Consider the following 20,964-nt stretch of genomic DNA (forward strand, 5'->3'; position numbering starts at 1 on the left):
AAAGCCAAGAGAGCTCCTTTAGACTTCACCCACGAGTGGTGTGAGAAAAGAAAGGGAAGCGGGTGCTCAATTACATCCTGCGGCGGCTGTTGGTGATGATACCAACGCTTGCTGCCATCAGTTTCCTGGTTTTCTTCATCATTGAATTGCCGGAAGGGGATTACATCTCCAACCAGATCTCCATGCTCCGCTCAACCGGAGAAAGTGCTTCCATTGGCAGATTGGAGTTTCTGCGTAAAGAGTTCGCTCTCGATAGGCCGTTTGTGGAGCGTTACGGAATTTGGGTGGGGCTCTGGCCCGGACCCAATGGTTTTGATGGATTAATTCAGGGCAATTGGGGCTGGTCCTTTGAGTATGACCAGCCAGTCGGTGAAGTGGTTGGCCCAACATTGCCGCTTACAGTTGCGCTCAACCTTGCTACGATCCTCTTCATTTACTGCGTTGCCTTTCCTATCGGCATTTACTCCGCGACACATCAGTATTCGGTGGGGGATTACACCTTCACACTTATTGGATACCTCGGTCTAGCGACCCCTAACTTCCTGTTGGCATTGGTTTTAATGTATCTGGCCAACAGCTGGTTTGGACTGACGGTAGGGGGCATCATGGAGGAGCACTACATTGGCGAACCCATGAGCGGCGGTAAAGCCCTGTCTATTGTGGCACATCTTATTGTTCCGGTGATTGTCATCGGAACATCCGGCACAGCCGCCATGATCCGCCGATTACGCGCTAATCTTCTGGATGAGATCTATAAGCAATACGTCACCACTGCTCGTTCAAAGGGAATGCGAGAAAGCAAACTCCTCGTCAAATATCCCCTTCGTGTCGCTCTCAACCCATTCATAGCAGATATAGGCAATTTAATTCCCTCGCTTGTGTCAGGCTCGGTTATTGTTTCTGTCGTCCTCAACCTTCCCACTGTCGGTCCTGTCCTTCTTGGAGCACTTCAATCGCAGGACCAGTTCCTTGCAGGGTTTATCCTCCTCTTCGTCTCTATCCTCACATTGATTGGCATGTTGGTCTCTGATGTCTTGCTTGGTTATCTGGATCCACGAATTCGCCTTGGCAAAGAAGGGGCAAGACAATGAGCCCGGGCGAACGTGGAGAGGACAAAGCAGAGCACTACGTCAACCCAAAGGGCTTTGACCCCAAGGATGTAGAGATCCTGACCCGAGAGCAGGAGAGATATTATCAAGCGCCACAATGGAAAATCATCTGGTGGAAGTTCCGCAAGCATAAGCTGGCCGTTATCTCAGCGATCATTCTCTTCTTCTTCTACCTATGCGTCCCTTTTGCAGAAATTATTGCACCTTATCCAGTGGCAAAGCGAAACGTAGATTTCCTCTTTGCTCCGCCACAAGCCATCCACTTGTTCCATGAAGGCAAGTTGGTTGGACCCTTTGTGTATGGTCTGAACCCTTCAGTTGATCTGGAAAATTTGAAGTGGGTCTATGAAACAGACACCACAAAAGTTCAAAAGCTCCGGTTCTTTTGCAAAGGAGACCCCTACAAGTTCTGGGGCTTGTTTCCCGCAAGCCTTCACGTCATTTGCCCTGCGAAAGACGGGACACTGTTTATTGCAGGTACGGACAGATTGGGGCGTGATCAATACTCAGGCCTCGTCTATGGAGCACGGCTGTCTCTCACCATTGGTCTTGTCGGTGTAAGCATATCCATGGTGCTTGGTGTCTTGCTCGGCGGACTTGCTGGTTTCTTCGGTGGGTGGATCGATAGCTCAATTCAACGCGTTATCGAAATTATGCGCTCATTGCCCGAACTCCCACTCTGGATGGCTCTATCTGCCGCCTTGCCCATAACATGGTCGCCAGTCTGGATTTACTTCGGCCTGACGGTCATTCTGGGCCTGTTGGACTGGCCGGGTTTGGCGCGTGCCGTCAGATCTAAATTGCTCTCACTGCGAGAAGAAGAATATGCCAAGGCTGCAGCTCTGATGGGCGCTAGCCCAAGTCGTATTATCGTCAAACACTTGCTTCCCGGTTTCACGAGTCACCTTGTTGCATCAGCAACGCTTTCTGTACCGGCGATGATACTTGGTGAAACGGCTCTGTCCTTCTTGAATCTCGGACTGAGGAGGCCTGCTGTATCCTGGGGTGTTCTTCTCAATGAAGCCCAGAATATCTCCGTTGTTACCATTTATCCGTGGTTGATGGCGCCGGTTATTCCGATCATCATTGTCGTGCTTGCCTTCAACTTCATGGGCGACGGGCTGCGCGATGCAGCTGATCCGTATAAGTAGCTGGAGCCTCAATATAATGGAAGATCTCTCAGGTGATTGGGATCGCCAGTACGAAGCAGGTCGCTGGCATTTTCTTAATGATATCAAAGAGGCTGCGCGCTACGGAATTCTCTCCGCATGGCTTAGGCAAACTGCAGCAACACGTGCGGTCCTTGATGTCGGTTGCGGTGAAGCAATTCTGTATCACTATCTCAAGTCATCAGGCTTACAGCGGTATTGTGGTGTCGATCTCTCAGAAATTGCACTAAGCAATGCCAAGGTTGTGGAGGAGCATGTGCAACTGGTGCAATCTGATCTTGAGAGCTTCAACGCTAATCCAGAGGAGACGTTCTCAGCAGTTGTCTTCAATGAAGTGCTCTACTTTTGTGAAGAGCCAGAGTTGCAACTCAATCGCTATGCACAATTTCTTGAAGATGACGGCGTTATTGCAATCTCCATGTACACGCCAGCGCGAGAAAAATCAGGGGCAAACAAGTCCATTAAGAAGATCTGGGATGAAACGGACAAAACAGATCATTGGCAAGTGCTCGATGACCTTGAGTTAAAGTCTTTTTCAAAGAATGTAGGGTGGAAACTTCGGTTGGTCAGACCTGCCCGGCAGCCAAAGTGAAATCGCGTTTTGCTTGATCCAGAAGGTCTCGAGAACTAAGCCATTTAACTGCAGGATGAGCAGACGTGAGCTTGAAAAATGCCTCCAGAAACTCAGAGCAGCCTTCACCGTGATCAAGATGATGTGTCAGCAGTCCGATCGGCTCAGCGACATTGGTTCGACGTCGGCAAAGCTGCAAATCTAACCGTTTGCGAGCGGCCTCCCAACCGATAAAGCGTTTGTTTTTCTTCCATTTGATGATGTCGACGTGGCTTTGGAGGCGTGGCAGGCGGAAATGATTGATCCAGGTAAATGCGGATAATCCGTAATCGGCTTGCTGCTTGAGGAGTTGCACAGCACGGGGCGCAATCCGGTTCCAGGGAGGCACAAACAACGGCACAAAGCGTTCACCGAACAAGTTTTGCAGGATCACTCGGCCTTCTGCCAGTTCTTTTGCCATCTCCTTAGACGTTCGCCGCCAGCCAAACTCACTGGCTTTCTCGCCGTATATTTTCTTCTGATAATTCTTATGCTGCCAACCATGATGAACGGCATGAACATCCTGCGTGTTCGCAAGACGCTGTGCGAGTGCATCTGTTGCGAACTTGGGAATAACGGCAAGCGAAAGCGGAATGCGGAACTGGTCAGAAAACACAAGCAATTCTTCAAGCGCAGGAGTTGGCGAAACAGCATCATCGTCCCGCCACCAGAACTTGACAATAAGGCCGCGCTCTTCAAACCAATTGAGGTGCTGGGTGAGATGATGTTCAAACACCCCTTGGCCGTCACCTGCGAATTGTTCGGTTTCCGGAACAGGCTCAACGACAGGAGCGATACTAGAGATCACGAGAAACGTTCCTCTCCCAGATAATCCCGAGTGCGTGGTCCATGGGTGTTTCCATGCCAAGATCTGCGGCAAGCACTTGAGCTGAAATCTCCGCTCCATTGAGCGCCACGTGTAAGTCTGGCGCTGGAAGGGAGAGTGCTTTTTGTGCTGCTTGTGCAAGCGTATTAGGGCTGAGCACTTTTTCGGGAACAGCCACCGCTCTGTGATGCTTCATGAGGCTGAGCGCGCGTTGAGTTTGCTCTGTCTCAGCTTCTTGTGCGAAAGGAACCAGAACGGATGGAATGCCTGCACGCAGGATATCGACAACCGTGTTGTAACCAGCTTGAGAAATAGAAAGTTTGGCATTCTTCAAAAGCGCAGGGAAGTCTTTTCGAGCCCGCTCAATAATGAGCTCTGATGAGGAGTGCCTGAAAAGCTGGTGGAACTCAGCGTCGGGAACGTCCTGTCCAACAAGCACGCGCCACCGATGGCTGATGTTGGGTGACATATGGTTGGGAGCAGACAGCGCAGCCCGCAACAAAGCAGAGCCGACAGCTCCACCTCCACACGAAACAATAATCTCACCTACACCGTCAATTGAAGGTGCGGATGTTGTACGGTCATCACTGATATAGCCCGTGTAGCGGATATGCGAACTCACCCTGTTTGAGAACGGAAAACTCTCATCAAACGTAATGAGTTGTGGGTCTGAATGGACAAGGATCCGATCATAAAAGGCGGAGGCTTGTGAAGCCATCCATTCTTCCTTCCATAACTCGTCCTTGCGCACCAGAATGTCACGCACGGAGCAAACGACCCAGGGCGGGGAGAGTTTGCTGCCAGCACATTCAAGAAGACGCGTCATCTCAGCTGCAAACATCCTGCGCCCAAAGGGGTAGGTTTCCGTGATCAATAAGTCAAAATGCTCAGAGGAAAAGGCAGAAAGGGTTGCCGTAATGCGCTTCTCCCACCACGCCTCATCAATTGGAAGGTTATGCTCATCCAGCAGAACATCAAATTTTGCACTGGCAGCACGCACAGCAGGCAACCGGACAACAGATAGCCCGTCACAATTCAGCGTGTCAGGAATACGGTTCCCAGTTGCAAGGGTCACTGCAATGCCTTGACGAACCAGCGCCTTGGCAAGCGCCACTGCCCGGACGATATGGCCCGAGCCAAGTAAGTGCTGAACATGGATGAAGGCTTTCATCATCGGCCTCCGTGAACTCTCCGTTTAAATTTGTGATGTTCAAGAGCTGCGTTGAGCACCTTATCCAGCCCTCTCGCACCAGCTTCAAGACTATGGTTTTTGTGAATGTTTTCTATAGCTGCGAGCCCCATATTCTCCCGCTTGTGTGTGTTTTTTATGAGAGACATCAGGTTCTGAGCTAAAGCAGAGGCGTCGCCTTCATCTGAAAGCAAACCACTGGTACCTTCCTCCACGATGTCAGGTACACCAAACACCCGCCCACCAACCACGGGCAAGCCACAGGATTGAGCCTCCAGAAACACAAAGCCAAAGGCTTCACGAATGGCAGGCCAGACAAAAATGTCGTGAGACCGGTAAAGACGCGGCATCTCTTGCCAAGGGATGAGCCCGACAAACTCCGTGCGCGCCGGATCAAACAGCGGTTCAATCTCACCTCGGGCCGGTCCATCTCCGGCAATGGTCAAGCGCCATGGCAAATCGGCAATCTGTTTCAGGGCGGCGGCAAGCACCATGTATGAAAACTGCTTGTCGCCTTCACGCATCATACCCGCACACAGCAGCCGTATCTTTCCATCAGCCGAGCCTTTGGTGACACTGTGACTGACCTCAAACTTCGCAGTCTCCAAAAACGGTGGCAAAACCGTCAGAACGTCTTCATTCAGGACCTCTTTCAGGCATTGTGCATCAGATTTGGTCAGGGCGACCACCTGACTGGCCTGAGCAAGAGCAGCATCAGCTGCATTAAACCCGAGAGCCCAGTTGCCTGCTTGCCGTTTTGGGGCACGACTGGCTTCCACGACCACATAGGGAATGTTGAATTTCGCGCACAGGTACGGCCCGATCCAGTCAGGTGCTTTGTGGTAGAGGTGGTACGTGAGAAACACATCTGGCACTTCACTGTGTTCAATCCAGCGCTCTGCGATAGCTTTTGCCTCTGTAAGCGCCAGCTCTTTCACGTCGCGTGTCACGTCCTCACCACCCTCAGCGCGCCAGCTGCGAAAAGTGGAGGCAATTTCAACCTCATGCCCCGCCAAATGCAATGCTCGCACGATCAATCGCCCCATGGTTCGGTCTCCCGAAGGCACAGGGTGGTCAATAGGCTTCATGGGCGCTGTAAAGGCGACTTTCATCAGCAGGGCTCCAAACTTCTCGAGAACTTCTCCTCTAGAAAATCCAAACCGGGCGAGGCGCTGAACCGGCGATGAACGCTTTCAAACGCATTGGTTCCAATGCGCTCTCGCTCAGAAGGGCGGGTGATCAGAAGCTGCAGTGCCTCTGATAAGGCTGAGATGTCTTCAGCAGGGCAAAGCAGACCAGTCTCATTACTTTCAATGATCTCAGGAAGAGCAGATACCTCTGTTGAAACACACGGCAACGCCATAGCTTGCGCTTCCATCACCACGTTCGGCAGACCGTCCCGGTCACCTGACTTTGAGACACGACAGGCAAGAGCGAAAATATCGGCGTTTTCCATCTCTTCCAACACAAGCTTCCTCGGTTGGGCTCCCAGCCACGATATACGGTCTTTCAGACCAAGTTGCACACCAAGGTCCTTGAGTGAACATGACAGCTCACCTCCACCGATGTGGGTGAAGTGCCAGTTCAGGTCCTTTGGGAGTTTGCTGAAAGCGCGCAGCAAGTTGTCATAACCCTTCTTGTCTACCAGTCGCCCGACGGAGATAATCCGAACGCCGTCTGCTCCTGTTCCATCCCGTAACGTGGCAGGACGGGGAGCCTCAGGAAATCCGCAAAAATCGAGACCATGATAAACAAGACTGATTTTGTCAGGTTCCTTGCAAAGGGAACGCAGGTAAGCAAGGTTTGCTTTGGTACAGGTTACTCCCCAGACAGCATCAGCAAGTTTTGTTTCAAGCTCCCATCGTTCCGTGGTCCATATATCTTTGGCATGAGCAGAGAATGACCAGCGACGCCCCGAGAGCAGAGCTGCGTAACGTGCAACACTACAAGGGCTGTGAAGGTAATGCGTGTGTATCCAGATAACATCCTCTGGCAGTTCATGAGCCATCACACAAGCTTGCCCCCATCGGCGGAAGCGCTCTGCATTTTTCTTGTGCTCTAGGTCTTTTTCAAAACATGCTCTGGCTGCTGCATATGCCGGTTGCTTCTTCGCCCATGCCATAGCTTTCTGGACACGAGGAGGGTCATCCTTGAGATACTCAGTCAGGTAAAGCACGTCGGAAGTGATCTTCTCGTGGACGTCATGCACATAAGGATCATAGGGGCGGCGCAGCGCGACAATAAGCTGGCCTACACCGCGTTCCTGCAGACCGTAGATTTCCTGGGCAATAAAGGTCTCGGAAAGACGAGGATATCCTTTAACAACCACAGCAATGCGACCAACTTCCATCACTACCCCGCATTATATGTCAGTTTGATATCGTCTCGAGGACCAAGACGTTGTGATAAATGTTGTTCACGCATGCCAAGAATTTCGGCAGTTCGCAGATTGATAATATCCAAACCACCCAGATAGTTTTCTGAATGAGCATGAGACGGTGGTGCGATAAATGGTAGGTTTGCCAATGCTTTCACCATCAGCTCAACACTCGGGTATGAGTCAATCGGAAGCATCTGTGCAAGGCCCAGCCGCTGGGCTTGCTCTGCTCGAATAGCCTGCTCTCTGCGTGGCACAACACGTGGAACCAGAAGGGCTGGATTGTCAAAGGAGAGGATCTCGCAGAATGTGTTGTACCCTCCCATGCCAATCACAGCAGTCGCATTGGCCATATAGGGCTCAATTTCTGGGGTAAATCGAAGGATCTCAACATCGCGCAAATGAGATGCACGCGTTGAGAATGCTTCGACATCTGCCTTGCTCATGAAGGGGCCAAGGACAATGAGAGCTGGGAACAAGGGACGCAAACGTGCTTCATAGGCCCGTATGACCCAATCGACGAGCTCAACACCGTCACCGCCCCCGCCCGGGGTCACCAACACATAAGGGGCACCGTCAAAGGGTGCTGTGAAATCCTGAGCTGAACTTGGCATTGACCGGCGCAGGTAACCGGTAAAAAGCGTCTTTTCCATCACCGACTGGTCAAAGCCAAGCCCATCCAATGGATTGTTCATCACTGAAGGGCCGTAAACCCAGATTTCATCATAAAGATCATTGAGAGCAGGGTAGGCTCGTTTGCGAAGCCACTCCTCCTTCAGAACATGCGGGTCATCCATCACATCGCGAAGACCCAAAACCAGCCGTGTTTTTTGCCCCTTGAGGTATTGAAGCGAGGGGAGAACCTCACCGCGCAGTCCAAGCGGCTCCTTATCGACGATGAAGATATCAGGTTTAAACACCTTGGCCGTGTGTTCGATGATGGATGATCGGATGGCGATCGTCTCATTGATATCAAGCTGTAGGGAGAGCGAAGTGTACTCACCACTGCGCAGTTTGATCACGCCCGGAATGCGGACAAAATCGACCCGGGAACGAAACTCGAAACTACCAATGATGGGAGATCCTGAAAGGATGAGAACGGACATTTCCTGGAAGGAGCCAACCAAAGATTGTGCGATTGTGCGGCACCGCCGCAGATGGCCCAATCCAAAGGTGTCGTGGCTATAAATCAGAATTTTTGGCGTCATTACCGTCATGCGCTTCTTATTCCATCTGCTGCGCATAAACCTCAGCATCAGATCAGTTTGGCGGGGGAGGGCCACCAAGGAACGGTCAAACCTGCTTTGAAGCGTTTAAACACCAAAGAAGTACCCCCATAAATCCAAGGGATCTTGCGGGTTTATGCCGTTTTTTAAGATCTTGAAGCGTAAGGTTCCCTTGCGTCAGTTAGAGCGTAAATCGCATCGCCTCAGTTTGGGTTAGCCTGATCTGAGCTTAATCGGAGTGGACATGGAAAAATCGCTTTTCCAATTCATCTGGAAGAACTCAGCCCGCTATCAAGTGGCGATTCTTCTAGTCACCATATTGTCCTATCCGGTGAGTTACATCCTGCTGGATCTACCTAAGACAATTACCAATGAAGCAATTCAGGGTAGCAATTTTCCAGTAGAACTTTTCGGAATGCAGCTCGGTCAGATTCAGTATCTGGCGGTGCTATGTATTTTGTTTTTGGTTCTTGTTGTTGTTAGCAACTGCATCAAGCTCTACCTCAACGTCTACAAGGGTAGACTGGGTGAGAGGATGCTACGCCAGTTGCGGTTTGAGCTGTTTCAGCGCGTACTCCGCTTCCGCCTGCCTCACTTTAAGAAGGTCAGCTCCGGCGAGATCATACCAATGATTACCGCCGAGGTCGAGGATGTTGGTGGTTTTGTTGGCGAGGCCTTCGCTTTACCAGCCTATCAAGGCGGAATGCTGGTCGTTCAGGTTGGCTTTATTTTCATGCAGGACCCGCTGCTCGGGCTGGCCGCTATCTCACTTTATCCGGTGCAGGGATATATCATCCCCAAGCTTCAACAGAAGGTCGTTCGCCTGTCTCGCCAACGTGTGAAGAATGTGCGCGTGATCGCGGATAAGGTGGGGGAGAGCATCTCAGGTATCTCCGAGATTCATAGCAACGACACCTCAGCGTGGCATTCAGCAGACCTCTCAGACAGACTCTATCGAAACTTCCGCATTCGTTTCGATATCTATAATCGCAAGTACTTCATCAAGTTCGTCAATAACTTCATGAACCAGCTGACGCCGTTTTTCTTCTACTTTATCGGCGGCTATCTGGTCATCAAAGGGCAGCTCAGTATCGGTGCGTTGATTGCGGTGATTGCAGCCTACAAGGATCTGGCTGGTCCATGGAAAGAGTTGCTGGCCTACTACCAAATGACCGCAGACGTCTCAGTCAAATACCAGACAGTGGTTGAGAACTTTGATCCACCTGACCTCTACGACAAGCAACGCCTGCTGGATGATGAATCTCTGGTGCTCACAGGCCCACTCACCTTGGATAAACTAGCGCTATCAGGAGTAGGGACCGGGCAGGAAGTGCATAATGTTTCACTTAATGTCGAGCCTGGTAAACCACTGGCTGTTTCTGGTGTGGATGGTTCTGGACGCGCTGAACTGTTGCAGATGGCAGCTGGATTGTTGAGCCCCACGTCAGGATCAGTCACCATCAACAACACCAATTTCGAAAGCATGCCAGAAGCGACCTTGGGTCGGCAGATTGCCTACGTGGGTGGTCATTTGCATGTCTGGACAGGGACAATTCGCGATAACCTCTTCTACGGGCTGCGCCACAGGCCTCAGGAAAAGGTAGAGTACGAAGGCAGCGATCTGAGGAAAAGGCAGCGCCAGTTGAAGGAAGCTGCCATGACACTCAATCCGTACTTTGATTTGAAAGCGCGCTGGGAAGATTACGAGTTGGCCGATGCTGGGTCCATGCAGCAACTGGAAGACAAAGCCCTTGAGCTATGTAAAGTGGCGGGTTTCTCGCGTGATTTGTACTTACTGGGCGTTGAGACAGTCATCAATCCAGGCGAGACTGAAGAGCTCAATGGCGGCCTCATGCCCAAATTGGTTGAGGCGCGGAAAGCCTTACGCGAGAAAATCCAAAATGACACGAAACTTCAAAATCTCGTCGAATTCTGGGACCCAGAAAAATTCAACATGTCCGCCAATCTTGCGCAGAACCTGTTTTTTGCAAGTCCCAAAGAACACTTCATGACCATTGAACATGTTCCGACAGACCCGCAGATTTCAGCTTTCCTCAAAGAGACCGGGTTTGATGTGCTTCTGGCGGATATCGGACTGAAAATTGCAAAGACTATGGTCGAACTGTTTGCTGATGTCAGCGCAGACAGTGATTTGCTGAACAGGTACTCTTTCATCAGTCGTGAGGATCTTCCGGAGTTTGCCCGTATTGTGAATGAGCAAAAGGGTGAACAGCGGCGCAAACGGCTAAAAGATGTAGATCGGGCCCGTTTGATTGCGTTGGCGCTCAAGCTCATTCCAGCAAAGCACCGCCTTGGTGTCTTGGATGATGATATGCGGGAGAAGATCCTGGCAGCTCGGAAACAGTTTATGGAAACAGTGGGCAAAGACAATGAGCGTTTCGAGTTCTTTGATCCAGACACTTATCTCACCACTTTGAGCATCGAGGACAATCTGGTCTTCGGACACGCAAGGTTAGACCGCCGCGATGCCCGCCAGAAAATACAACAAGTTCTGCAGGAGCTCGTGCGTGAAAGAGATCTGATCGCCCCAATTCGCCGCGCTGCCTTCGATTATCAGGTGGGCATTGCTGGCGCGAAGTTATCCTCCCATCAACGTAGGTTGATCTGTCTGGTTCGTGCCCTGTTGAAGAATGCACACATCTACGTTCTGGATGAAACAGCAAACAGTGTAAGTGCAACAGATAAGACCCTGCGCGAAGACCTCAGGAAGCTCATGAGTGATAAAATTCTCATGTTCGGAGTAAGTAATGAAAGTGTTGCTGAGGAGTTTTCTACGACGCTTCACCTAGAAAATGGGAGGGTTATCGAAAGATAGTCTTGGGAACTATGGTGAAACAAAGGCGAGATGATGTGAGCTGGAACACAGTTTGCTGGGAGAACTTCAGCTATGCTCATCAAGTTATTGGGAGTGAAATGTGACTATTGATGCAGAAGTCCAAGCTTTAAGCCGTGTCCCTCTCTTTCAGGGATTGGAACCAAGCAAACTGCGTCTTCTTGCGTTCATCAGTGATCGCATGGAGTTTCAGGATGGGGAGCATTTGTGCCATCAGGGAGATGATGGTGACAGTGCATTTGTTGTCCTTTCCGGTGAAGTTGCTGTGTTTGTTGATGAAAATGAGGTTGCGAAGGTTGGACAATATGCCATCATTGGTGAGATTGCGATCCTGTGTGATGTGCCAAGAACAGCGACCTTACAGTCAGTGGGTACAACTCACATTCTGGCAATATCCAAAGACGATTTTTTGAAGCTCATCGCGGAGTTTCCGAAAGTTTCGCTCGAGATTATGCGTGTATTGGCGTTGCGATTGGAAAAAACGACCAGAGAACTTGCGCAGGCACGCCCTGCGTCCACTTGAAAGGCCAGATTACTTGAACGAGTTTTCTCTTAAAATTTGGGGTGTTCGCGGTTCAACAGCTGCTGCTGGTCCCGAAACACTTAGATACGGCGGAGAAACAGCCTGCTTTGAAATTCGGGCGGGAGACGTTCTGTTGATGGTCGACTGTGGGTCTGGTGCACGCAATCTGGGTAAAGAGTTGATGAAAGGCCCGCACCGCGACATAGATCTTCTCTTCACGCATACACACCTAGACCACATCTGTGGTTTGCCCTTCTTCGAGCCGGCGTACGATCCCAATTTCAGTATTCGTCTAACCGCAGGCCATTTTAATGACCCGTGTGATTTGAAGGATATCATCTGTCGGATCATGTCGCCCCCTATTTTCCCGGTAGGAGCGAACACGCTAAGTGCTGTTTCCTTTAAAAGTTTCAAGGCAGGGGACACCCTGAAGAAAGACAATGGGCTGATAATCAAAACCGTTGCGCTAAACCATCCTGGCGGTGCCTGTGGCTACCGGATGGAGTACAATGGTAAGTCCATGTGCATCATCACAGATCACGAAATGGGGAGCGCATCTCACGATGCTGCTGTCCTAGAGTTTATCCGTGATGCAGATGTTGTGATCCAGGATGGGATGTACACCTGTGCCGAATACCCTAAGTATAAGGGTTGGGGACATTCCACATGGGAGCATGTGGTCGGAATATGCCAGCGCGCCAACGTGAAAACGCCCGTGATCTTTCATCACGATCCGCGTCGCACGGATGATGAATTGGACGAGATAGGTTTGGCTGCCCAGCAGATGCATCCACGAGCAATCGTGGCTTCTGAAGGGATGGTCTTCAAACCTTAAGTTCATTCACCCGTCGCTCGCAACAGATCGGATGAAACTGCGAGCAAACCAGCAACACCTGTTGAATGGTGTGACGGGAGACAAGTGTGGCAGTTGGAAGTGGTCCAGAAAATTCCGATCCTTCAAAAAAACGTGGATCTGAGAAAAAGCCGGATGTGGACTTGAGCGAAAAGTTCCATGGCATCTCTTACCAGAAAAAAGCTGAACCTAACTTCTACCAGCAGCTGAAGCGCGGTGTTTTAGGGCCAAAAGCTCCGGAAGGGGACTTGCCTTTACGTGTGCGTAGTGAAGTAGCGCGTCAGGAAGCGGCCTCCGAACGTCTGATCGGTATCGTCCAGCTCGGAGTCATCATCTTCTTCGCTGTTCTGTACGCTCTGGCGCCAAGAGCCGAAGGCACAATGGGCTTCAACTTCGTTCCCATCGCCTTTTCCTGTTATCTCGTCTTTACGCTTATACGTATTTACGTCTCTTTCAGAACCACCCTGCCGGTCTGGTATCTGGTCCTGTCTATCATGGCAGACGTGGCGCTTCTGGTCGGATTGATTTTCTCCTTCCATATCCAGTATGCCCAGCATCCCACTTTTTACCTCAAGGCCCCGACCTTGATGTACCTGTTCCTGTTCATCGCTCTGAGAGCCCTCCGCTTTGATCCAAGATACGTGATCCTCACTGGCGTTTTCGGAGCTTTGGGATGGTTAGGGCTGGTGTTCTATGCTCTGACCTATCAAGGTGGCTCAACACTTATCACTCGAAACTACATCGAATATCTGACCGGCGAGGCAGTTCTCATCGGGGCAGAATTAGACAAGTTGATAATCATCCTGTCAGTGACAGCGCTTCTTGCCCTTTCGATTTTCAGAGCCCGCCGGACCTTCTTCTCAGCCATTCGCCAGAAGAATGCAGTAAAAGACTTGAGCCGCTTTTTCACGCCGGAAGTTGCAAATTCCATTGTGGAATCTGAAAGCAGGCTTATGGCTGGAACCGGTGAAATCCGGGATGTTGCCATCCTTCTTGTAGACATCCGGTCCTTTACAAAAACTGCCGCCAAACTGCCGCCAGAAACCACCATGCGGGTTTTGAGCCTCTACCAAAAGAAAGCTGCAAAGGTGATTTTGGGAGAGGGAGGCAAAATTGATAAGTTCCTTGGTGATGGAATTCTTGCAACCTTCGGCGCTGTATCAGACAGCGAAACGTATGCAGCTGACGCGTTGCGAGCAGGTGTCGAACTGACTCACATTCTGGAGGAAGAGTGCGCCGATCTGGAAGCTGCAGGTTGGCCCATGAAATTTGAAGTTGGTGTAGGGGTCGCAGCAGGTCCGGTCAGCGTCGGAGTTGTTGGTGTGCGGGACCGGTTGGAGTTCACCGTGATCGGTGATGCTGTCAACCGCGCTGCAAAGCTGGAAGCCGCCAACAAGGTCCAGGGCACGCGGTTCCTGACAGATGGTGCAAGTTATTCCATGGCTCTACGACAAGGGTATAAGGGAAACATGATAGATTTAAAGTCTGAGTGTGTTGCGGGAATCAATGGAAAAGTAGACCTTGTGGCTTTGGCGTGAGAATGATTTTCTCATGCCGACCCGCAATCCAGCATTTTGCTGCTTTCAAAGAATTTTGGCGGGAGCTTTGAAAGACAGCGGGGCAAACAAAATGAATCGGGATGGGATTCCATGCAACTTAATAAAGAAATTGCAGCCGTTGTAACCGGCGGCTCATCAGGTCTTGGTGCGGCAACCGCACGGAAATTGGCTGGCCATGGCGTTAAAGTAACTCTTTTCGACGTGAATGAAGAAGCTGGTAAAGCACTGGCACAAGAGATTGGTGGTCAGTTCGTCAAAGTGGACGTCACCAGCGATGACAGCGTGAAAGCAGGTCTGGATGCAGCTGAAGTAGCGCACGGCCCAACACGTATTCTCGTCAACTGTGCAGGTATTGCGCCTGTTGCAAAAACCACCTCTCGTGGTGAGCCGCACCCAATGGATATGTTCCAGACGGTGATCAACGTAAACCTTGTCGGCACATTCCGCTGTACGTCGTTTGCTGGAACACGCATGGCAAGCCTTGAACCACTGACAGAAGATGGTGAGCGCGGCGTGATCATCTCCACTGCATCTGTAGCAGCATTTGACGGTCAGATCGGCCAGGCAGCTTATGCAGCATCTAAAGGTGGCATAGCCGCTCTGACATTGCCTGTTGCACGAGATCTGTCCAAGTCCGGTATCCGCGTGATGACTGTTGCACCGGGTATCTTCGAAACTCCAATGCTTCGTGGCCTCTCTCAGGAAGTGCAGGACTCACTCGGTCAGCAGGTGCCGTTCCCATCCCGTTTGGGCCGCGGCGACGAATACGCTCAGCTGGTGGAAGCAATCTGCACCAACCCAATGCTGAACGGCGAAACCATCCGTCTGGATGGCGCAATCCGCATGGCACCGCGCTAAGCAATTCTCTGGTCTGAGAGCGCTGAGTTCTCAGGCCAGCTTCTGGTTGCGAAACAACCAGACCTACCAATATGGTCTAATCCAAAGGTCGACTAAGTGCTTAGGCACACCCTCGTGCAGTGGTATCTTAGTCCTGCTAAGTTCATCGGATTGTAATTTATAGATCCGATTCCTAGAGGCCTTCATGGCGACCTATACCAGCTCCACTCCCCAACAGTTCTTCGGCGACCTTCCAGAGCAGACTGATGTTCTGATTATTGGCGGTGGCGTGATTGGCACCTGCACAGCCTACTGGCTGGCACAAAAGGGTGTGAACGTGACACTCTGCGAAAAGGGCCGCGTTGCCGGAGAACAGTCGAGCCGCAACTGGGGCTGGGTCCGCCAGCAAGGCAGGGATGCCGCAGAACTCCCCATATCCATGGAAAGCAGCCGGCTCTGGCAGCAGCTGATGAAAGAAACCGGAGAGGATCTCGGGTTTCGCCAGGAGGGTGTTTATTATCTGGCAGAAAAACAAGAGGACCTCAAAAACTATGAGGACTTTCTTGAGCTCGCCAAACAGCATCAACTCGATACCAAGCTCCTCAGTAAAGACGAGGTCTACGCCAAAATTCCGGGGCGTGATGGCAAATGGGTTGGTGGCATGGTCACACCAAGTGATGGCCGTGCTGAGCCATGGATAGCTGTGCCCGCGATTGGCAGAGCAGCGGAACGCAACGGCGCTGTGATCGTTGAAGACTGTGCAGTGCGTACGCTCGAGATTGAAGGTGGTAAACTCACAGGAGCTGTGACCGAAAAGGGGACGATCAAAGCAAACCGCGTCCTGATCGCTGCTGGTGCATGGTCCTCACTCTTTGCACAAAACCTCGGCGTGTCCATGCCTCAGTTATGTGTGCGGGCAACTGTGGCTGCAACCAAGGCTGTGCCTGATCTTTTCAACGGCAACGCTGCAGACGGCACATTCGCGTTCCGCAAAAGAGTAGATGGTGGCTACACGCTTGCGGTCAGTGATATTCATGATCACTACATCGGTAAGGACTCGTTTCGTCACATCTTCAAGTGGCTTCCTGCTGTGAAAGCGTCCTTCAAAGGCATTTCCTTTGGCATGAACCCACCAAAGAACTATCCAGATTCATGGGCGCATAAGCGGCATTGGTCTGGAGATGAAGTCACACCGTTTGAAACATGTCGTGTGCTAAACCCTGATCCAAGCCCGAAAGCTCTCAAACGCATTCAGGATCGTCTGGTTGACCGCTTCCCTCAGCTCAAAGGGCTGCAAATGGAAGAAAGTTGGGCTGGAATGATTGATGCAATGCCGGACTTTGTCCCGATCATGGATGAAGTCCCGACGCAAAAAGGCGTGTTTATCGCAACGGGTTTTTCCGGGCATGGGTTTGGCATTGGTCCTGCCGCAGGACGCATAATGGCAGATTTGCTCATGGACAAACCAGCTGGCTACGACCTGACGCGCTTCCGTTATTCGCGTTTTTCCGATGGCTCCAAAATCAAGCTCGGACCCTTTATCTAACCTCCTTGAGTAAGTGACGTGATTTATTCAGAAAATACACCGCAGCAGTTCCATGGAGAACAGCCGCAGGAAACAGATGTGCTCATAATCGGCGGGGGCATCATTGGTGTGTGTACCGCCTATTACCTCGCCAAGAAGGGTGTGAGCGTCACTCTTTGCGAAAAGGGGAGAGTTGCAGGAGAGCAGTCCAGTCGCAATTGGGGTTGGATTCGCCAGCAAGGACGTGATGAGCCGGAAATCCCGCTCTCTATCGAAGCTCGTCGTTTGTGGGCGGAGCTCAGCGAAGAGACAGGGGAAGACCTCGGCTACAGCGCGAGCGGCGTCTACTACCTTGCTGAAAAGCATGAGGACTTGGAAAATTTCGAAAAGTTCGTCGAGCTTGGCCGGAAATATGATCTTGATACCTGCATGATCTCAAGAGCGCAGGTTCATGAAGACATAAAAGGCAAAGAAGGACGCTGGATCGGCGGAATGCATACTGCCAGTGATGGTCGTGCTGAACCCGGGCAGGCGACGCTCGGCATCGCAAAAGCTGCAGAGCGTCTTGGAGCTGTTATCTGCGAAAACAACGCTGTTCGTACATTGGTAAAATCCGGTGGCGAGGTTGTGGGCGCTGTCACAGAACAAGGCGAGATCAAAGCGGGGCAAGTAATGCTGGCAGGTGGGGCATGGTCTTCTCTGTTCGCCGCCAATGCAGGCATTAAACTGCCTCAACTTTCTGTAGAGTTGACCGTTGCAGCAACGCAAGCCGTACCGGATGTCTTCCCGGCAAATGCCTCAGACAACACCTTTGCTATGCGCCGCCGTCAGGGTGGTGGCTACACGCTGGCACTGAAGAACAATCAGACCCATCATATCGGTCTGGATTCATTCCGGTTCCTGAAAGAATGGCTGCCCAATATGGCCGAAAACCTCAAGGGCACCAGCATCAAACCATGGTCTCCAAAAAACTACCCTGATCACTGGATGCAAAAAAGACGCTGGACCGGAGCGGACATAACACCATTTGAAGTCATGCGCGTCCTCAACTCTAAACCTGATCAGAAAGAGCTGGGTGCTCTTACACAAGCACTCGCTGATCGTTTCCCGCAGCTCAAAGGAACAAAACTGCAATCCGCCTGGGGCGGCCTCATTGATGCCATGCCAGACTTTCTGCCGGTGATCGATAGAGCTCCAGATCTGGATAACCTGCATATCGTGACGGGTTTCTCAGGCCATGGGTTTGGAATAGGCCCATCTATTGGACGTCTTATGGCAGATGTGCTCACAGGGAAACCAGCTGGTCACGATCTCTCCAGTTTTGCCTTTAACCGCTTCTAAAAGCTGCAAGACTTGAGGCACGAGCAGGCGACACCCGAGAAATGCTCAAGCGATCAGAAGGGGAGAGGCGTACCCGCGGGTACTCTTTTTCTCATTAGTGGTGTAAGCTGAAGAAAAGTTGCCAAATTAGTCCGATAAAACTAACTATACCGCAACGCGTAAATAACATATTCGCCAGATTGGGGTTTTCGATGCCAAACTATCGTTCGCGCACTTCCACACACGGCCGCAACATGGCAGGCGCCAGAGGCCTGTGGCGGGCAACCGGTGTTAAAGAAAATGACTTCGGCAAGCCAATTATTGCTGTCGTCAACTCCTTCACTCAGTTCGTTCCAGGCCACGTGCATTTGAAAGACCTCGGCCAGCTCGTCGCTCGCGAAATTGAGCAGGCCGGTGGCATCGCAAAAGAGTTCAACACCATCGCAGTCGATGACGGCATCGCAATGGGTCACGACGGCATGCTCTACTCCTTGCCCTCTCGTGAGTTGATCGCCGATTCCGTGGAGTACATGGTCAACGCCCACTGCGCAGATGCCATGGTCTGTATTTCCAACTGTGATAAGATCACTCCAGGCATGCTGATGGCGTCTTTGCGCCTGAACATTCCAACCGTGTTTGTGTCCGGTGGACCGATGGAAGCTGGCAAAGTAACGCTCGCAAACGGTGAAAAACGCAAAGTTGACCTTGTCGACGCAATGATCGCCGCAGCTGATGACAACGTTTCTGACAGCGACGTTGAAAGCATCGAGCGCAGCGCATGCCCGACGTGTGGCTCCTGTTCTGGCATGTTCACCGCAAACTCCATGAACTGTCTGACAGAAGCTCTGGGCCTGTCCCTTCCGGGCAATGGCTCAACTCTGGCAACGCATTCAGACCGTAAACGCCTGTTCATCGAAGCCGGTCACCTGATCGTAGATCTGGCAAAACGCTATTACGAACAGGAAGATGAGAGCGCATTGCCGCGTAACATTGCAAACTTCAAAGCTTTTGAAAATGCAATGATTATGGACATCGCAATGGGCGGCTCCACCAACACCGTTCTGCATTTGCTGGCCGCAGCGCAGGAAGGTGAAGTGGACTTTACCATGGAAGACATTGACCGTCTGTCTCGCATAGTACCAGTGCTGTGTAAGGTGGCTCCATCGGTCGCCAACGTCCACATGGAAGACATTCACCGCGCAGGTGGTATCCTCGGTATTCTGGGTGAACTGGACCGTGCAGGCCTCATCGATACCTCAGTAAAATCAGTGCATGCCAAAGACTTAGCCGACGCTCTTGAGCGCTGGGACATCAAACGCACAGACAGCACAAGCGTGCGCGAGTTCTTCTCAGCCGCACCTGGTGGTGTGCCGACACAGGTCGCGTTCTCTCAGAGCTCCCGCTATGCCGAAGGTGTTGATGAGGATCGTGAAAACGGCGTTATCCGCTCCAAAGAACATGCCTTCTCACAGGATGGCGGACTGGCAGTTCTCTACGGCAATCTGGCAGAAGACGGCTGTATCGTTAAGACAGCTGGTGTAGATGAGAGCATTCTCACATTCTCCGGCCCTGCACGCATCTTTGAATCTCAGGACACAGCCGTTAGTGCGATCCTGACTGGGAAGGTGAAAGAGGGCGACATCGTTCTTATCCGTTACGAAGGCCCTCGTGGCGGTCCGGGCATGCAGGAAATGCTGTATCCAACCAGCTACCTCAAGTCCAAAGGCCTCGGCAAAGCCTGCGCACTCATCACAGATGGCCGCTTCTCTGGTGGGTCTTCCGGTTTGTCCATTGGCCATGTCTCTCCGGAAGCAGCAGAAGGCGGCAATATCGGCCTGTTGGAAGAAGGCGATATGATTGATATCGACATTCCAAACCGTAAAATCGAGATGCGTGTTTCTGATGAAGAGCTTGCCTCCCGCCGCGCTGCGATGGAAGCAAAAGGGAATGCTGCATGGAAACCTATTGAGACGCGTAAGCGCAAGGTGACCACCGCGCTGAAAGCCTATGCTGCCATGACCACCAGCGCATCCAAAGGCGCAGTTCGTAAAGTTGACTAAGCCTCAGGTTCAGTAAGACATTCAAAAGCCCCGTAGAGACCATCTCTGCGGGGCTTTCTATTGTAGGAGCGTTGTTTTGAGCTTTTAGCTCGGCGCACTCACATATCGCAGATAGGGCAGGACTGTTTTCACAGAGCCAAATTTAACTTCTGCGTCTTCGGTGCTGACGGCTGGGGGCACGATCACATCCTCGCCAACAGTCCAGTCCGCAGGCGTTGCAACGCCCTTGGCAGACATCTGAAGCCCGTCCAGTGCACGCAGTATTTCTGCAAAATTTCGCCCAACGGTCATAGGGTAGGTCATCATCAGCTTCACTTGCTTGTCCGGCCCAATGATGAAGACAGAACGAACTGTTGCTGAATCAGCAGGTGTGTGGCCATCAGGTAGCACATGTTCAGCAGGCAGCATATCGAAGGCTTTGGCCATTTCAAGACCAGCATCGGCTACAATCGCAAAGTCTGGCTTTGCACCGCCAACAGATTCAATGTCGACTTTCCACTTCTTGTGGTCTTCCACGCCATCAACTGAAACGCCAAGAACTTTAGTGTTACGCTTGGCCCATTCATTACCAAGCTGAGCAACAGCACCGAATTCTGTCGTGCAAACAGGGGTGAAGTCTTTAGGATGAGAGAAGATGATCGCCCAGCTGTCACCCACCCAGTCGTGCAGATTTATCTCTCCATGATCAGTTGGAACGGTCAAATTGGGGATCGTATCGTTTATGCGTAAAACCATGACAAGTCCTCTTTTGATAAAAGGCATCAGGACTGAGATAAGGCCGCAATATGCCTTTTTTCGGCCCGCCACCATCATTGCTTGATATTGAGTTCCGCGAAACAATAGAGCTAAACCATAACCGTAGGCCAGCTATAAGTTTTGGCGGGCGCATTACTGGTCTCAATTGACATTACGATTTCATGACTTTGG

17 protein-coding genes are annotated in these 20,964 nt (G+C 51.4%); 11 read left to right on the top strand and 6 right to left on the bottom strand.

The features are described 5' to 3' along the window. Positions 1–62 precede the first annotated feature (62 nt). The 3 genes from PsAD46_RS13710 to PsAD46_RS13720 are packed head-to-tail and all read left to right on the top strand — an operon-like array spanning position 63 to position 2,870. Entirely contained in the window at positions 63–1,091 is a 1,029-nt protein-coding gene (locus PsAD46_RS13710; RefSeq protein WP_063293212.1) for an ABC transporter permease, read from the top strand. Further along, positions 1,088–2,260 (top strand): ABC transporter permease, encoded by a 1,173-nt coding sequence (locus PsAD46_RS13715; protein WP_063293211.1) that lies wholly within the window; start codon positions 1,088–1,090, stop codon positions 2,258–2,260. Before PsAD46_RS13710 ends, PsAD46_RS13715 begins: the two co-directional genes overlap by 4 nt. A gap of 16 nt (positions 2,261–2,276) precedes the next feature. After that, positions 2,277–2,870, top strand: a complete 594-nt coding sequence (locus PsAD46_RS13720) for a class I SAM-dependent methyltransferase (protein ID WP_063293210.1) — start codon at positions 2,277–2,279, stop codon at positions 2,868–2,870. Here the strand turns inward: PsAD46_RS13720 and PsAD46_RS13725 are convergent. From PsAD46_RS13725 to PsAD46_RS13745, 5 genes are read right to left on the bottom strand one after another with little or no spacing between them, the layout of a single operon-like run. After that, entirely contained in the window at positions 2,845–3,696 is an 852-nt protein-coding gene (locus PsAD46_RS13725) for a polysaccharide deacetylase family protein (RefSeq protein ID WP_063293209.1), read from the bottom strand. The two genes, PsAD46_RS13720 and PsAD46_RS13725, sit on opposite strands and share 26 nt — an antisense overlap. Further along, positions 3,686–4,885, bottom strand: a complete 1,200-nt coding sequence (locus tag PsAD46_RS13730; RefSeq protein WP_063307222.1) for a glycosyltransferase — start codon at positions 4,883–4,885, stop codon at positions 3,686–3,688. Before PsAD46_RS13730 ends, PsAD46_RS13725 begins: the two co-directional genes overlap by 11 nt. Next, complete coding sequence (locus PsAD46_RS13735) at positions 4,885–6,015, bottom strand: glycosyltransferase family 4 protein (protein WP_057465914.1); 1,131 nt, start codon at positions 6,013–6,015, stop codon at positions 4,885–4,887. The genes PsAD46_RS13730 and PsAD46_RS13735 overlap by 1 nt, the downstream gene beginning before the upstream one ends. Continuing rightward, on the bottom strand, positions 6,015–7,253 hold the full coding sequence (locus PsAD46_RS13740) for a glycosyltransferase family 4 protein (protein WP_063307154.1): 1,239 nt from the start codon (positions 7,251–7,253) through the stop codon (positions 6,015–6,017). The genes PsAD46_RS13735 and PsAD46_RS13740 overlap by 1 nt, the downstream gene beginning before the upstream one ends. 2 nt (positions 7,254–7,255) lie before the next feature. After that, the gene (locus PsAD46_RS13745; protein WP_063307223.1) at positions 7,256–8,497 is read right to left on the bottom strand and encodes a glycosyltransferase; all 1,242 of its coding nucleotides are present in this window, start codon (positions 8,495–8,497) and stop codon (positions 7,256–7,258) included. 253 nt (positions 8,498–8,750) lie between these two features. On the opposite strand from PsAD46_RS13745, the gene PsAD46_RS13750 reads away from it, so the two are divergent. The 8 genes from PsAD46_RS13750 to ilvD all read left to right on the top strand — a co-directional run bounded on the left by PsAD46_RS13750 (position 8,751) and on the right by ilvD (position 20,037). Continuing rightward, a complete protein-coding gene (locus PsAD46_RS13750) occupies positions 8,751–11,342 on the top strand; it encodes an ABC transporter ATP-binding protein/permease (protein ID WP_063307155.1) in 2,592 nt (863 codons plus the stop codon). 100 nt (positions 11,343–11,442) lie between these two features. After that, a complete protein-coding gene (locus PsAD46_RS13755; protein WP_193757786.1) occupies positions 11,443–11,883 on the top strand; it encodes a cyclic nucleotide-binding domain-containing protein in 441 nt (146 codons plus the stop codon). A 13-nt stretch (positions 11,884–11,896) separates the two neighbouring features. Then, on the top strand, positions 11,897–12,718 hold the full coding sequence (locus tag PsAD46_RS13760; protein ID WP_063293205.1) for an MBL fold metallo-hydrolase: 822 nt from the start codon (positions 11,897–11,899) through the stop codon (positions 12,716–12,718). 86 nt (positions 12,719–12,804) lie between these two features. Continuing rightward, on the top strand, positions 12,805–14,274 hold the full coding sequence (locus PsAD46_RS13765; RefSeq protein WP_057465918.1) for an adenylate/guanylate cyclase domain-containing protein: 1,470 nt from the start codon (positions 12,805–12,807) through the stop codon (positions 14,272–14,274). A gap of 111 nt (positions 14,275–14,385) precedes the next feature. Beyond that, a complete protein-coding gene (locus tag PsAD46_RS13770; protein ID WP_063307224.1) occupies positions 14,386–15,153 on the top strand; it encodes an SDR family NAD(P)-dependent oxidoreductase in 768 nt (255 codons plus the stop codon). Positions 15,154–15,337: 184 nt separating this feature from the next. Continuing rightward, positions 15,338–16,678, top strand: coding sequence for an FAD-binding oxidoreductase (locus PsAD46_RS13775; protein WP_063307156.1), 1,341 nt, complete (start codon positions 15,338–15,340; stop codon positions 16,676–16,678). A gap of 18 nt (positions 16,679–16,696) precedes the next feature. Continuing rightward, positions 16,697–17,998, top strand: a complete 1,302-nt coding sequence (locus PsAD46_RS13780; protein WP_063307157.1) for an FAD-binding oxidoreductase — start codon at positions 16,697–16,699, stop codon at positions 17,996–17,998. Positions 17,999–18,189: 191 nt separating this feature from the next. After that, the gene (gene ilvD, locus PsAD46_RS13785; RefSeq protein ID WP_063307158.1) at positions 18,190–20,037 is read left to right on the top strand and encodes a dihydroxy-acid dehydratase; all 1,848 of its coding nucleotides are present in this window, start codon (positions 18,190–18,192) and stop codon (positions 20,035–20,037) included. Between the two features lie 84 nt (positions 20,038–20,121). Here ilvD and PsAD46_RS13790 read toward each other — a convergent pair whose 3' ends face one another. Next, complete coding sequence (locus tag PsAD46_RS13790; RefSeq protein WP_063307225.1) at positions 20,122–20,772, bottom strand: peroxiredoxin; 651 nt, start codon at positions 20,770–20,772, stop codon at positions 20,122–20,124. Positions 20,773–20,964 lie beyond the last annotated feature (192 nt).

Origin of the sequence: Pseudovibrio sp. Ad46, from assembly GCF_001623065.1 — a bacterium.
In the GTDB taxonomy this organism is placed as follows: domain Bacteria; phylum Pseudomonadota; class Alphaproteobacteria; order Rhizobiales; family Stappiaceae; genus Pseudovibrio.